Source organism: Rhodopseudomonas sp. WA056 (genome assembly GCF_010906995.1).
Taxonomy (GTDB): Bacteria; Pseudomonadota; Alphaproteobacteria; order Rhizobiales; family Xanthobacteraceae; genus Rhodopseudomonas; species Rhodopseudomonas palustris_G.
On sequence record NZ_QPFS01000010.1, the window covers coordinates 19,261 to 33,507 of the forward strand.

Below are 14,247 nucleotides of genomic sequence, written 5' to 3' on the forward strand. Positions count from 1 at the left end.
CTGTCCCGGTTTGAAACGCGCCGGTTCGGGTTTGGTTCCCTTGGCATCCAGGTGGGGCGAATTTCGCCGGACGATCCCGGCAATTGTTGCCCGACCCGGCAAAACCGCCCTGGCACGAGCCGCCATGGTGACGGTCAATCGTTTGAAATTGTTCGGTTTTGTTCGTTGGCACGAGGCTTGCGGGAAGCGTTGCTGGATTTTGCTGTCAACAGCCGCCACGGGCGGCCGCATCGGGAGAAGTCAGTAATGGGTATTTTCGGCGCTCTCACCACGTCGGTCGCCGGCCTGCGCGCCAACTCCTACGCGCTGGAGAACATCTCCGGAAACATCGCGAACTCGCAGACCACGGCCTTCAAGCGCATCGACACCTCGTTCCTCGATCTGATCCCGCAGACGGGCAACAACCAGCAACTCGCCGGCTCGGTGAACGCTGAATCGCGGCTGACCAACACGCTGACCGGCTCGGTGCAGTCGGCCGCCGTGTCGACCTACATGGCCATTAATGGTGAGGGATTCTTCGTCGTCCAGAAGCCCGCTTCGTTCACCGACAACAATCCGATCTTTGCAGGCGTCAACAACTACACCCGCCGCGGCGACTTCTCGCTCGACAAGAACGGTTATCTGGTGAACGGCGCCGGCTATTATCTGCAGGGCGTGCCGATCGATCCGAGTACCGGCAACCCGGCCGGCAGCGTGCCGCAAATTCTGAAATTCCAGAACGACTTCCTTCCGTCGCAGGCGACCACCAAGATCGACTATCGCGCCAACCTCGCCAGCTATCCGCTCACGACCAAGGCCAACAAGTCGGTGGTCGGCTCTGAATTGCTGCGCCCGGCCGATTTCGTGTCCAATCCGCGGCCACTTGGCACGCCTGCGGCTCCCTATACAAACACCAGCATTCTCGGCTCCGCGCGGACCAACTTCCAAACCCCCGCTGTGGCAGTGACCGGCGCCACCCTGCTGAAGTCCGCCAGCGGCACCGACTCGCTGCAGGCCGGCTTCACCGCGAGCGATACCATCACGGTGAAGACGACGACGGGCGGCGTCACCACCGACAAGACCGTCGCGTTCTACGATTCCAGCGCCGGCGGCAGCGCCGGTTCGGCTCCCGATACCGCCTATGTCGATCTCAATGGCGGCAGCATCTCCACCCTGCTGGCGGCGATCGACGGTCTGACCGGCAACGCCGCGCCGAACCTGTCCAACGTCGCGAGCGGCGTCGTCACCATCAACAGCGGCCTCGCCAACGACATTCAATTGTCGTCGTCGAGTTCGACCGCATGGAATGCGCTCGGCTTCACCGGAACCATCACCGCGCTTCGCGGCGGCGGCGGCACGGCGGGCACTGGCGTGGTGATCGGCTCGGACAACCAGACCTTCCTGGACGAGTCGATCGCCGGCGGTGCGCTGACGGCCTACGACGGCAACGGCGCTCCGGTCAGCCTGCAGTTCCGCTGGGCCAAGGTCGCGTCGGCGGCGGTCGGCGGCACCGACACCTGGAACCTGTTCTATCAGACCAATCCCAATGCGACCGGATCGGACGTCGCCTGGGTGAACGTCGGCACCAACTTCACCTTCGGCAGCACCGGCCAGATGCAGCCGGTGGTCGGCCAGGTCACTCTGCCGGGCGTCACGGTGAACGGCATCAGCCTCGGCAACCTGACGATGGCGATCGGCACAGGCGGTCTGACCCAGTTCTCCGACAGCAACGGCAACGTGCAGGTCAACCAGTTGAAGCAGGACGGCTACGCCGCCGGCCAATTGGTGAGTGTTTCGGTCAGCAACCAAGGTCGCGTCGTCGGCTCCTATTCGAACGGCAGGAATATCGATCTCGCCGAGGTCAGCGTGGCCACCTTCAACGGCGCCAATTTCCTGAAGCGCATCGACGGCGGTGCGTTCGAAACCACCAACGAGTCCGGCGAGGCGCTGTTCGGCAAGGGCGGCAGCATCTCGGGCGCGTCGCTGGAGTCCTCCAACACCGACATCGCCGACGAGTTCACCAAGCTGATCGTCACCCAGCAGGCGTACTCGGCCAACACCAAAGTCATCACCACCGCCAACACCATGGTGCAGGACCTGCTCAACGTGATGCGTTGAGCGGTCGCGCGGCGTCGACCTCGAACCCGGGTAGCCAGTCATGAGTCTCGGAGACGCACTTTCGATCGCAATGGCCGGCCTGCGCGTGAACCAGGCCTCGATGTCGCTGGTGTCGTCGAACGTCGCCAACGCGGAGACCCCCGGCTACGTCCGCAAGACCGTCAACCAGGGCGTCACCGTCTCCGGCCAGACCGGGACCGGGGTCCAGGTCAACGGCATCAACCGCCAGCTCGACGACTACGTGCTGGCGCAGCTTCGCACCGAGATCTCGGGCGCCTCCTATGCGTCGCTCCGATCCGATTTTCTCGGTCAGCTTCAGGGGTTGTTCGGCGACCCGAACTCCACCGGCACGCTGGAAAGTTCGTTCAACGGCCTGACCACGGCGATGCAGGCGCTGGCGACCAGCCCCGACAGCACGTCGGCGCGGATCGGGGTGCTGAACGCGGCCCAGGCGCTGGCGGCCGGTTTGAACGCGATGTCGAACGGCATCCAGACGCTGCGCTCCGGCTGCGAGGCCGGGCTGACCGACGCTGTCGGAACGGCGAACAATCTGCTGAAACAGATCGCCACCATCAACACCCAGATCCGGACCAATCCGCAGGGCGGCACGTCGACCGACGCAGCGACTGCGGCGCTGCTGGACCAGCGCGATCAGGCGATCAATCAGCTCTCGCAACTGATGGATATCCGGATCGTGACCAACGGCGCCAACCAGGTCTCGGTGTTCACCGGGTCCGGTGTGCAGCTCGCCGGCATGGAAGCGGCCACGCTGTCGTTCGACGCGCAGGGGACGGTCAATCCGGGGACCACCTGGTCGTCGAACAGCATGCTCAGCGAGCTCGGCTCGGTTACGGTGAGCTATGCCAGCGGCTCGACGATCGATATCACCAGCTCGCTGAAGTCCGGCAAGATGGCCGCCTATATCGAGCTGCGCGACAACACGCTGGTGACGGCGCAGACCCAGCTCGACCAGTTCGCCGCCACGCTGTCCAGCTCGCTGTCGGACAAGACCACCGCCGGCACGCCGGTGACGTCCGGCGCCTCGGCCGGGTTCGCGCTCGATCTCTCGGGCATGAAGAGCGGCAATACCATCAATATCGCCTACACCGACGTCGCCACCGGACTACAACACACCGTCACCGTCGTTCGGGTGGACGATCCCAGGCTGCTGCCTCTGCCGCAGACCGCGACCAACGATCCCAACGACTACGTCGTCGGCATCGACTTCTCCGGTGTGTCCGGCTCGGTGGAGTCTCAGCTCAACGCCGCGCTCTACGGCCGCAACCTGCAGTTCACCGGCACTTCGCCGAACATCAACGTGCTCGACAACGCCGGCTTCTCGACGGTGAATTCGGCCTCGGTGACGACGACGGTGACCGGGCTGGCCGGCGGCAGCGTCGAGGTGCCGCTGTTCAACGACAACGGCTCTCCCTATTCCGGATCGATCAACGTCGCCGGCAATCAGATGACCGGCTACGCGCAGCGGATCTCGGTCAATGCCGACCTCGTGAAGGACAATTCCAAGCTGGTGGTCTATTCGACCTCGCCGGCGACCGCCGCCGGCGACACCGCCCGCCCGGACTTCATGATCAAGCAGATGATGAATAGTAAGTACTACTATTCGGCTGCCACCGGCATCGGCTCCGACACCGCGCCGTTCAAGGGGTCGCTCCAGAGCTACCTCCAGCAGTTCGTCAGTCAGCAGGGCTCCAACGCGGCCGCCGCCAAGCAATTGTCGGAGGGGCAGAACGTGGTGCTCAACACCTTGCAGCAGAAGTTCTCGGCGTCCTCCGGCGTCAATATGGACGAGGAGATGGCGCATCTGCTGTCGCTGCAGAACGCCTACGCGGCGAACGCGCGGGTGATGTCGACCATCAATCAGATGTACCAGTCCCTGATGCAGGCGATTTGAGGCGAGCCATGGCGATCGACGGCGTAAGCGGGCGTACTTCCTACATCGGAACCGGGATCCTCAATCTCCGCAGCCAGCTCGAGACCTTGACTCAGCAACTCTCGAGCGGGCGGATTTCGAACGACTATGCCGGCGTCGGGACCGGGCGCAGTCTGGCGATCGGCCTGCGCGCTCAGATGGCCAATATCGCCAGCTACAGCGACACGATGACCAATATTACCACCCGCATCAGCGTGGCGAATCTGTCGCTGCAGCGGATGGCCGAGATCAGCAGTGAGGTGAAGGGCGCGGCGGTCAGTGCCGGTTCGACACTCGACAACACCGGCCAGACCCCGGGACAGCGGACCGCGGCGCTCGACTTCTTCGATTCCGTCGACATGCTGAACGCGCAGGTCGGCGACCGCTATCTGTTCGGCGGACGGGTCACCGACACCGCTCCGGTGACGGCCGCCGACAAGATCATGGACGGTGACGGGGCCGCGATCGCCGGTCTGAAACAGGTGGTCAGGGAGCGCCACGACGCCGACGTCGGCACCGACGGCATGGGCCGGACCATCGTGTCGGCCGGTGCGACGGCGACCGCGGTGCAGATCGGCGAGGATTTCGCCGCCAACCCGTATGCGCTCCCCGATCCGATCGGACCGTCGCCGTTCGGGATGAAGCTGAACGCGATCTCGACCACGATCAGTGGCGCGGTGGTGACACAGCCGACCGAGACGCCGCCGACCACGCCGCCGGCTGCGCCGAATCCGAAGGCGATGACGGTCGACCTCAACGGCGTGATCCCGAACGACGGCGACGTGGTGAAGTTCACCTTCGACATGCCGGACGGGACGCAGGAGACCATCACCCTGACGGCGTCGTCGAAGACCCCGCTGCCGGACGGCTGTTTCGCGATCGATCAGGGCTCGCCGACGGCGGTGCCGCCGGTGGCGCCGTCGTCCTCGGTCACCGCGACCAATCTGCAGACTGCGCTCACCGCAGAGGTGAAGAAGCTCGCCAACGGGCCGCTGGCTGCGGCCTCTGCCATCAAGGCCGGTGACGACTTCTTCAGCAACACCCCGCCGCTGCGGGTCGCCGGCACCGCGCCGTTCGGCGCCGCCACCTCGCAGGTCGCAGGCACCAAGGCCAATACCATCTTCTGGTACAATGGCGAACCGGACTCCGCGAGCGATCCAGCGCGTGGAACGGCGGTCGCCAAGATCGACGACGCCATCACGGTGCAATACGGCGCCCGCGCCGACGAACAGGCGCTGCGCAAGCAATTGCAGACCGTGGCGGTGTTCGCGGCCGTCACGACGTCGGCGACCGATCCCTACAGCTCCGGAAAGATCGCGGGGTTGAACCAGCGCGTCGCCGCCAATCTCGCGGTGGTGCCGGGCGAGCAGTCGATCCAGAACATGCAGGCCGAACTGGCCGGCGCCCAGGCTTCGATCAAGGCGACCAGCAATCGGCAGGTCCAGGGCAAGGCGCTGGCGCAGACCATGCTGAGTTCGATCGAGGGCATCAACAACGACGAGGTCGCGACCAAGATCCTGGCGCTGCAGACCGCATTGCAGGCGTCGTATCAGACGACGTCGCAACTCTATCAGCTCAGCCTCGTCAAGTTCCTCTAGTTAATTATCTCTGAACGGCGGGCCGCCGCTCCGGCGGCCCTGCGGCGACCGGTTTGGTGTCGCTTAGCTGCCGCATGTGCAGCACAAGTCCTCCTAAACGCTCACGGATCACGACCAACCACGTAGTCTTGCGAGGCCGTGTGAGCCGTCTCGCGGCGCGTGTCATTTTGCACAAACCAGTGATTTTACGGGCGATTCCTTCCATCAAAGCCGCTGTTCCCACTTTACAGAATTTTAGACTCTGCCGGTCAAGGTGCCGCGGCCGATCAAGAAGATCGCGTTAGCACACCAGGAAGGTAGCTTTAATATGTCCGGTATCGTTCTATCCAACGCCGTCCGCCAGAACCTCTCGTCGCTTCAGGCCACGGCCGACTTGCTCGCCACCACCCAGAGCCGCCTGTCGTCCGGCAAGAAGGTGAACACGGCGCTCGACAATCCGACCAACTTCTTCACCGCCACTTCGCTCGACAGCCGCGCCAGCGACATCAACAACCTGCTCGACGGCATCGGCAACGGCGTGCAGATCCTGCAGGCCGCCAACACCGGCATCACCTCGCTGAACAAGCTGGTGGACAGTGCCAAGTCGATCGCCAACCAGGCGCTGCAGACCACCTCCGGCTATTCCACCAAGTCGAACGTGTCGGCGACCATCTCCGGCGCCACCGCTGACGACCTGCGCGGCACCCAGAGCTTCAGCAACGCGGTTGCGACTTCGAACGTGATCTTCGATGGTACCGCCGGCGGCACCACCGCGGCGTCCTCGACCGACACGCTCGGCGGCGCGATCGTCAGCATCGCGTCCGATCCCAGCACGCCCGTCGTGGTCGCGGCAGCCGTCGATAACTCCGCGGCGGGAAGCGCTCTCACTGTCGGCACTGCCGGTGCCACCGCGGCCGGCACCAACCTGATCAGTGAGCTGACCAACGGGGCGACTTCGACGGCGACCGGTCCGGCCTCGGGTGACTCGATCACCGTCAACGGCAAGACCATCACCTTCACGACCGCCGGCGCTGCCAGCAAGGACAGCGAAGGCAACTACACGATCGGTATCGACCAGACCGTCAACTCGCTGCTCGACACCATCGACACCATCAACAACAACTCCGGCCTGACCTCGACCGTCACCGCAGGTGCGATCACCCTGCACACGGGCACCAACAGCCCGCTGACGATCGGTGACAACTCCGGCGGTACCGTTCTCACCAAGCTCGGGTTGACCGCTCAGACCATCAACACCACCGCGGCCGCGACATCGACGCAGCAGATCTCGTCGACGACCCAGTTGTTCAACACCAACGGTGGCCTGACCAGCACGTCGATCTCTGACGGCACTCAGCTCACGGTGAACGGCAAGACCATCACCTTCAAGACTGCCGATGCGCCGCAGGGCAACAACATCGCGTCCGGCACCGGCGTCCTCGGCCGCATCGGTACCGACGGCAACGGCAACTCGACGATCTATCTCGGCAACCAGACCAACTTCACCAATGCCACGGTGGGCGATCTGTTGACCGCGATCGATCTCGCCAACGGCGTCAAGTCGGCGACGATCTCCAACGGCGTCGCCACCATCAGCACCAACTCGGGCCAGACGGCGTCGACCTCCACCGGCGGCGTCACCACGATCCAGAGCTCGACCGGCGCTGACTTGAACATCACCGGCTTCACCGATCTGTTCAAGAACCTCGGTCTGACCACCGCCTCCGGCACCGGTCCGTTGACGCTGACCAAGCAGCGCACCACCAGCGCCTCGACGCTGGGCACGCTGATCCAGGACGGCTCGACCCTGAACGTGAACGGCAAGACCATCACGTTCAAGAATGCCGGCACCCCGGCCGCCTCGTCGAGCCACACCGGCATCAGCGGCAACATCGAAACCGACGGCGCCGGCAACTCGACCGTGTACCTGCAGAAGGGTACGCTCGATGACGTGCTGAAGGCGATCGACCTCGCCACCGGCGTGCGGACCGCGACCCTCGGCAACTCCGGTGCGGTGATCTCGACCGCGCAGGGCACCGCCAACTCGACGATCTCCAGCGGCTCGCTGAAGATCTCGACCGGTCTGGCCTCTGATCTCAGCATCAGCGGCGGCACCGGCAACGCCCTGTCGGCGCTCGGCCTCACCGGCTCGAGCGGCACCTCGGACTCGTTCAAGGCGGCCCGCGGCACTGCGGCCGGCAGCCTGAACGGCAAGACGCTGACCTTCACGTCGTTCAACGGCGGCGCGGGCGTCAATGTCACCCTGGGTGACGGCACCAACGGCACCGTCAAGTCGCTGGCCCAGCTCAACACCGCGCTGTCGGCCAACAACATGTCGGCGTCGATCGACAACGCCACCGGCAAGCTGACGATCTCGGCGTCGAACGACTACGCTTCCCACACCCTGGGTGGCGCGGACGGCGGTGTGATCGGCGGCACTCTGGCCTCGACCCTGACCTTCTCGGTGCCGACCGCACCGGTGGCGGACGTCAACGCCCAGAACACCCGCGCCGGTCTGGTCAAGCAGTTCAACGACGTGCTCGAGCAGATCAAGACCACGGCGCAGGATGCCTCCTTCAACGGTGTCAACCTGCTGAACGGCGACACCCTGAAGCTGGTGTTCAACGAAACCGGCAAGTCGACGATCTCGATCCAGGGCGTCACCTTCAACCCGACCGGCCTCGGCCTGTCGAGCCTGACCTCGGGCGTCGACTTCATCGACAACAAGGCCACCAACGCGGTCCTGGACAAGCTGAGCACGGCCTCGACCTCGCTCCGCTCGCAGGCCTCCGCGTTCGGTTCGAACCTGTCGATCGTGCAGGCCCGTCAGGACTTCTCGAAGAACCTGATCGCGGTGCTGCAGACCGGCTCGTCGAATCTGACGTTGGCCGACACCAACGAGGAAGCGGCGAACAGCCAGGCGCTGACCACCCGCCAGTCGATTGCGGTGTCCGCTCTGTCGCTGGCCAACCAGTCGCAGCAGAGCGTGCTGCAGCTCCTCCGCTAATCGCGGCGTAGCCGATCGAACGACCGAAGGCGGCGGGGGCGACCCTGCCGCCTTTTCTGCCCGGCTGGCGCTGCCCCGAGGTTCGTGTTGCGGGCGGCGATGCAGTAAGGTGCAGGTGATTCGGGTTCTCCTGGAAACGGCGCCGTTGCATGACCGACACCGCCCCGACGGCCGATTTCGTCGCTGCGCCTTCGGGCGCGCCGGTGCCGTGCGCACCGGCTCCCGACCAGATCCTCGCCGACATCATCGCCGCGCTGCCCGAGCTGGCGCGGCATCACGCCCCTGGCGGTGCCGCCTACACGGCGCTGGCTTCGGCGGCGCGTAGCGCCGTGGTGGCGCTGTTCGGGCGCGGCGGCCGCGACGTGCGGTTCGGGCCGTTCGGGCCGATCAGCTTTCCCTATCACCGGATGGGTGCGGTGGACTCGCTCGACCTGTTCGGGCTCGACGAACTGATCCTGTTTTCGTTCTACTGGCAGAACCGCGGCCGCTATCGGCGCGTCGCCGACATCGGCGGCAATATCGGCTTGCACAGCCTGATAATGGCTCGCTGCGGCTTTGCGGTCGAAACCTACGAACCGGACCCGGAGCACGTCGCGCTGTTTCAGGCCAATATGCGCGCCAACGGCGTCACCACCGTCCACGTCAACGAAGCGGCGGTGTCGGCACAAGCCGGCGAGGCCGAGTTCCTCCGACTGCGCGGCAACACCACCGGCAGCCACATCGCCGGCGCCAAGCTCGATCCCTATGGTGAGATCGACCGCTTCAAGGTCCGCCTCGCCGGGTTCGACGACATCGCCGCGAAGGCCGACTTCGCCAAGATCGACGCCGAAGGCCACGAGGCGGTGATCATCACCTCGCTGCCGCGCGAACGCTGGGCGACGATCGACGTCATGCTCGAGATCGGCAGCGACGCCAATGCCGCGGCGATCTTCGACTATGCGCGCAGCGCCGGCGTGCATCTGTTCACACAGAAGACCGGCTGGCGCCGGGCGGAGACGCTGGCTGATCTGCCGACCTCCTACAAACAGGGCAGCGCGTTCCTCACTGCCGGGGACGCGATCCCCGGGTTGCCGCCGTCATGACCCTTCGTGCCTGCCAGGTAGTATTCCGAGGCGCGGGACGCTGCGCGGCGGCGGCCGGTCATGATTTACACATTGCTAACGAATCACGCGCAACCGTGATGGTTCGGAATGCCGAGGACGCCGATGACGCAGTCGCGTAACAGCACCGCTCCCGTTCCCGACGACGTGGCTGACGACGTCGCCGCGACGCCGCTGCTGTCGAAACGGCAGATGCTCGGCTATTACGACCACCTCCGGGCGACGCTCGCCGCCGCGCAGGCCTCCGACTGCGAAGGCCGCCCGTTCGCGCAGGAAGTCGCCGCCTCGCTGGTGATCGCCTGGGCCCGCGAAGTGCATGCCGATGGCCGCAAGCTGATGTTCATCGGCAATGGCGGCAGCGCCGCGATCGCCAGCCACATGGCCACCGACTATTCCAAGAACGGCGGCATGCGGGCGCTCTGCCTGAACGACGGCGCGATGCTGACCTGCCTCGGCAACGATTACGGCTACGAGCAGGTGTTCGCCAAGCAGATCGAGCTGTTCGCGCAGGAAGGCGATCTGTTGATCGCGATTTCCTCGTCCGGCCGATCCCCGAACATCCTCAACGCGGTGGCCGCGGCCCGTGTGCGTGGCTGCCGGGTGATTACCTTGAGCGGATTTTCGGCGGACAATCCGCTGCGCCGCGAGGGCGATATCAATTTCTATCTGGCCTCCGACCAATATGGCTTCGTCGAACTGGGCCATCTGACGATCTGCCATGCCATCCTCGATTTCGCCTGCGGCCAGCGCGTGCCGCTGCCTGCGGCCGGCTGACCGGCCGGGCCGGGCGGCGATCTGCGCGGCCCTATCAGGGCATGCAAAAATGCGTGTATCTCTTGCATTCAGAGCTGAGTTGATTCGCCCGCGCCCCGATTCGGCGCGCTGTGAGGCTGGCTTATCGGTGGGAACGACACGATGAAGATCCTGGTGACCGGCGCCTGCGGCTACGTCGGAACCACGCTGGTGCCGAAGCTATTGGCGCGCGGCGACGAGGTGGTGGCGTTCGACATCATGTGGTTCGGCAACGATCTGCCGCCGCATCCCGCGCTCACCGTCGTGCGCGGCGACGTCCGCGATACCAGCTCGATCGATCTCTCCGGGATCGACGCGATCGTGCATCTCGCTTCGGTCGCCAACGATCCGTGCGGTGATCTCGATCCCAAGCTGACCTGGGAGATCAGCGCGCTCGCCACCATGCAGCTCGCCGACCGCGCCGCGCGCGCCGGCATCCAGCGCTTCGTCTACGCCTCGTCCGGCAGCGTCTACGGCATCAAGGACGAGGAGCAGGTCACCGAGGATCTGACGCTGGAGCCGATCTCGGAATACAACAAGACCAAGATGGTGGCCGAGCGGGTGATGCTCAGCTATGCCGGCGACATGGCGGTGCAGATCGTGCGGCCTGCGACGGTGTGCGGGCCGTCGCCGCGGATGCGGCTCGACGTCTCGGTCAACATGCTGACCATGCAGGCGCTGACCAATGGCGAGATCACCGTGTTCGGCGGCAATCAGGTTCGTCCCAACATCCACATCGACGACATCACCGACCTGTATCTGATGTTGCTCGACCGGCCCGAGCTGCGCGGCATCTACAATGCCGGGTTCGAGAACATCTCGATCCTGGACATCGCCAGGATGGTCGACGCCCAGGTGCCGACCAAGATCACCGTCACCGCCTCGAACGACCCGCGCTCCTACCGGATCAACTCCGACAAGCTGCTGGCGACCGGCTTCAAGCCGAAGAAGACGGTCAACGACGCGATCCGCGAGATCATCGTCAAGTTCCAGCGCGGCGAATTGAAGAACGAGGACCGTCACTACAATCTGCGCTGGATGCAGCGGAGCCTGCAGGCGTGACCGGTATCGTTCCCGCGTCCGCGCCGTGTGCAATGGCCCGCGCGGGCTTCGACAAATATCTGGTGATCGGTTCGAACTCGTTCACCGGCGCTTCGATGGTCAGCTATCTGCTCGACCAGGGCGCCGAGGTCGTCGGCATCAGCCGCTCCGACGAGCCGCACCCGGCGTTCCTGCCGTATCGCTGGAAGAATGCCGACCGCTTCCGGTTTCACAGGCTCGACCTCAATCACGATCTCGACGCGATCATGCAACTGGTGACCGCCGAGCGGTTTCCCTGCATCATCAATTTTGCAGCCCAAAGCATGGTCGGCGAGAGCTGGGCCAACCCGGATCATTGGTTCATGACCAATGTGGTGTCGACGGTGCGGCTGCACGAGCGGCTCCGGACTTGCGACTTCCTCGAGCGCTACGTCCACGTCACCACGCCGGAAGTCTATGGCAACGCCACCGGCACGCTGACCGAGGACGCGGTGTTCGATCCCTCGACGCCCTATGCGGTGTCGCGCGCGGCCGGCGACATGAGCCTGCGCTCGTATTTCCGTGCCTACGGCTTTCCGGTGCTGTTCACCCGCGCCGCCAATGTCTACGGCCCCGGGCAGCGGCTGTACCGGATCGTGCCGCGCACCATCCTGTTCATCAAGCTCGGCCGCAAACTGCAACTGCACGGCGGCGGCACTTCGGAGCGCTCGTTCATCCACGCCGCCGACGTCGCCGACGCCACCCGGCGGATCGCCTGCAATGGCAAGCTCGGCGACAGCTATCACATCTCCACCGACCGCATCGTCACCATCCGCGCGCTGGTCGAGATGATCTGCACGATGATGGGGGCGCGGTTCGAGGACCAGGTCGAGATCGTCGGCGAGCGGCTCGGCAAGGACGCCGCCTACAAGCTCGACAGCAGCAAGCTGCGCAGCGAGCTGGGCTGGAGCGACCAGATCACGCTGGAGCAGGGCATCGAACAGACGATCGCCTGGATCGATCGATGGTTCGAGGAACTGAAGAGCCAGCCGTTCGACTACGCGCACAAGCCTTGAGGACCGCGATGGGTCAGGAAATCGATCTGCTCGTCAATTATCCGCGTACCAAGCGCAACGTCGACGAGCGCGGCCAGACCAAGTCGGAAGAGGATCGCGCGATCGCGCGGCGCTTCGGCAAGGAGTTCTTCGACGGCGACCGCCGCCACGGCTATGGCGGCTTCAACTACATGCCGCGGTTCTGGCAGCCGGTGATCCCGACTTTTCAGCAGCATTTCGGGCTCTCGGCCGAATCCTCGGTGCTCGACGTCGGCTGCGCCAAGGGCTTCATGCTGCACGACATGGCCGAACTGATCCCCGGCATCACCGTGAAGGGCGTCGACGTTTCGGAATACGCCATCGCCCACGCGATCGACGACATGAAGCCGCATGTCGGCGTCGCCAGCGCGGTGAAGCTGCCGTTCGCCGATAAGTCGTTCGACGTGGTGATCTCGATCAACACCGTGCACAATCTCGTCCGCGACGACTGCGCCACCGCGCTGCGCGAGATCGAGCGGGTCGCGCGCAGGGGCGCATTCATCACCGTCGATGCCTATCGCGACGACGAGGAGAAGCGCCGGATGACGGCGTGGAACCTGACCGCGCAGACCATCATGCATGTCGACGAGTGGAAGGCGTTCTTCGCCGAGGTCGGCTACACCGGCGACTACTACTGGTTCATCCCATGAACCCCGAGACGTCGCGCCGCCTGCTGTTCGACATGCTGCGGATCCGCAGCGTGGAGGAGACCATCGCGGCGCGTTACGGCGAGCAGAAGATGCGCTGCCCGACGCATCTGTCGGTCGGGCAGGAGGCGGTCGCCGCGGCGGCAGGTGCGGTGCTGAGGCCGACCGATCTTGCGGTCAGCGGGCATCGCGCCCACGCGCATTATCTCGCCAAGGGCGGATCGCTGAAGGCGATGATCGCCGAGATCTACGGCAAGGTCACCGGCTGCGCCCGCGGCAAGGGCGGCTCGATGCATCTGATCGACGAGAGCGTCGGCTTCATGGGCTCGACCGCGATCGTCGGCGGCACCGTGCCGGTCGGTGTCGGACTGTCCTATCCGATGAAGCTCAACAAGACCGGCCAGATTTCGTGTGTGTTCCTCGGCGACGCGGTGCCGGAGACCGGCGTGTTCTTCGAGTCGGTGAACTTCGCGATGGTGAAGCAGCTCCCGGTGTTGTTCCTGTGCGAGAACAACGGCTACTCGGTGTATTCGCCGCTGAGCGTGCGGCAGCCGCCGGGGCGTAAGCCGTCCGAACTGGTCGCCGGCTTCGGCCTGACCACCCATCACGGCGACGGCAACGACGCGCGCGCGGTCTATGCCGCCCTGAGCGAAGGGGTGGCGGCGATCCGGGCCGGCGAGGGGCCGCGGTTTTACGAGTTCGAGACCTATCGCTGGCGCGAGCACTGCGGCCCGATGTACGACAACGATCTCGGCTATCGCAGCGTTGCCGAGTTCGAGGCGTGGAAGCTGCGCGATCCTGTGCCGGCGCTGCAGCGCGCGCTGATCACCGAAGCCATCGTCACCGACGCCGACGTCGCCGACATGCAGGCGGAGATCGATGCCGAGATCGAGGAGGCGTTCGCCTTCGCAGAAAGCTCGCCGTTCCCGCCGCCCGAAGACGCCTTCACCGACGTCTATGCGTCGACCGCAGGCTGAGGAGGG

The 14,247-nt window shown here is 65.1% G+C and carries 10 protein-coding genes; all 10 read left to right on the plus strand.

What is annotated here, in order from left to right; genetic code table 11:
• The first annotated feature begins 246 nt into the window (after window positions 1-246).
• The 10 genes from DU475_RS03960 to DU475_RS04005 all read left to right on the plus strand — a co-directional run bounded on the left by DU475_RS03960 (window position 247) and on the right by DU475_RS04005 (window position 14,241).
• A complete protein-coding gene (locus tag DU475_RS03960; protein WP_047308632.1) occupies window positions 247-2,097 on the plus strand; it encodes a flagellar hook protein FlgE in 1,851 nt (616 codons plus the stop codon).
• Window positions 2,098-2,137: 40 nt separating this feature from the next.
• Entirely contained in the window at window positions 2,138-4,009 is a 1,872-nt protein-coding gene (flgK, locus tag DU475_RS03965) for a flagellar hook-associated protein FlgK (protein ID WP_047308633.1), read from the plus strand.
• 8 nt (window positions 4,010-4,017) lie between these two features.
• Entirely contained in the window at window positions 4,018-5,625 is a 1,608-nt protein-coding gene (locus DU475_RS03970) for a hypothetical protein (protein WP_013501193.1), read from the plus strand.
• 307 nt (window positions 5,626-5,932) lie between these two features.
• Complete coding sequence (locus DU475_RS03975; RefSeq protein WP_013501194.1) at window positions 5,933-8,611, plus strand: DUF1522 domain-containing protein; 2,679 nt, start codon at window positions 5,933-5,935, stop codon at window positions 8,609-8,611.
• Window positions 8,612-8,760: 149 nt separating this feature from the next.
• Window positions 8,761-9,693, plus strand: coding sequence for an FkbM family methyltransferase (locus DU475_RS03980; protein WP_164630819.1), 933 nt, complete (start codon window positions 8,761-8,763; stop codon window positions 9,691-9,693).
• 123 nt (window positions 9,694-9,816) lie between these two features.
• Window positions 9,817-10,485, plus strand: coding sequence for an SIS domain-containing protein (locus DU475_RS03985; protein ID WP_013501196.1), 669 nt, complete (start codon window positions 9,817-9,819; stop codon window positions 10,483-10,485).
• Window positions 10,486-10,626: 141 nt separating this feature from the next.
• Complete coding sequence (locus DU475_RS03990; protein WP_013501197.1) at window positions 10,627-11,565, plus strand: NAD-dependent epimerase/dehydratase family protein; 939 nt, start codon at window positions 10,627-10,629, stop codon at window positions 11,563-11,565.
• Entirely contained in the window at window positions 11,562-12,599 is a 1,038-nt protein-coding gene (locus DU475_RS03995; RefSeq protein WP_164630821.1) for a GDP-mannose 4,6-dehydratase, read from the plus strand. Before DU475_RS03990 ends, DU475_RS03995 begins: the two co-directional genes overlap by 4 nt.
• Before the next feature lie 8 nt (window positions 12,600-12,607).
• Window positions 12,608-13,267, plus strand: coding sequence for a class I SAM-dependent methyltransferase (locus DU475_RS04000; RefSeq protein WP_164630823.1), 660 nt, complete (start codon window positions 12,608-12,610; stop codon window positions 13,265-13,267).
• Window positions 13,264-14,241: a thiamine pyrophosphate-dependent dehydrogenase E1 component subunit alpha gene (locus DU475_RS04005; protein ID WP_164630825.1), complete on the plus strand. Its 978-nt coding sequence runs from the start codon at window positions 13,264-13,266 to the stop codon at window positions 14,239-14,241. Before DU475_RS04000 ends, DU475_RS04005 begins: the two co-directional genes overlap by 4 nt.
• Window positions 14,242-14,247: the final 6 nt, after the last annotated feature.

Excerpts from the sequence above, each read along its gene's own strand:
- DU475_RS03985 (WP_013501196.1), top strand. The coding sequence starts at position 9,817 with ATGACGCAGTCGCGTAACAGCACCGCTCCCGTTCCCGACGACGTGGCT.
- DU475_RS03990 (WP_013501197.1), top strand. The coding sequence starts at position 10,627 with ATGAAGATCCTGGTGACCGGCGCCTGCGGCTACGTCGGAACCACGCTG.
- DU475_RS04005 (WP_164630825.1), top strand. The coding sequence starts at position 13,264 with ATGAACCCCGAGACGTCGCGCCGCCTGCTGTTCGACATGCTGCGGATC.
- DU475_RS03960 (WP_047308632.1), top strand. The coding sequence starts at position 247 with ATGGGTATTTTCGGCGCTCTCACCACGTCGGTCGCCGGCCTGCGCGCC.
- DU475_RS03980 (WP_164630819.1), top strand. The coding sequence starts at position 8,761 with ATGACCGACACCGCCCCGACGGCCGATTTCGTCGCTGCGCCTTCGGGC.
- flgK (WP_047308633.1), top strand. The coding sequence starts at position 2,138 with ATGAGTCTCGGAGACGCACTTTCGATCGCAATGGCCGGCCTGCGCGTG.
- DU475_RS03970 (WP_013501193.1), top strand. The coding sequence starts at position 4,018 with ATGGCGATCGACGGCGTAAGCGGGCGTACTTCCTACATCGGAACCGGG.
- DU475_RS04000 (WP_164630823.1), top strand. The coding sequence starts at position 12,608 with ATGGGTCAGGAAATCGATCTGCTCGTCAATTATCCGCGTACCAAGCGC.
- DU475_RS03975 (WP_013501194.1), top strand. The coding sequence starts at position 5,933 with ATGTCCGGTATCGTTCTATCCAACGCCGTCCGCCAGAACCTCTCGTCG.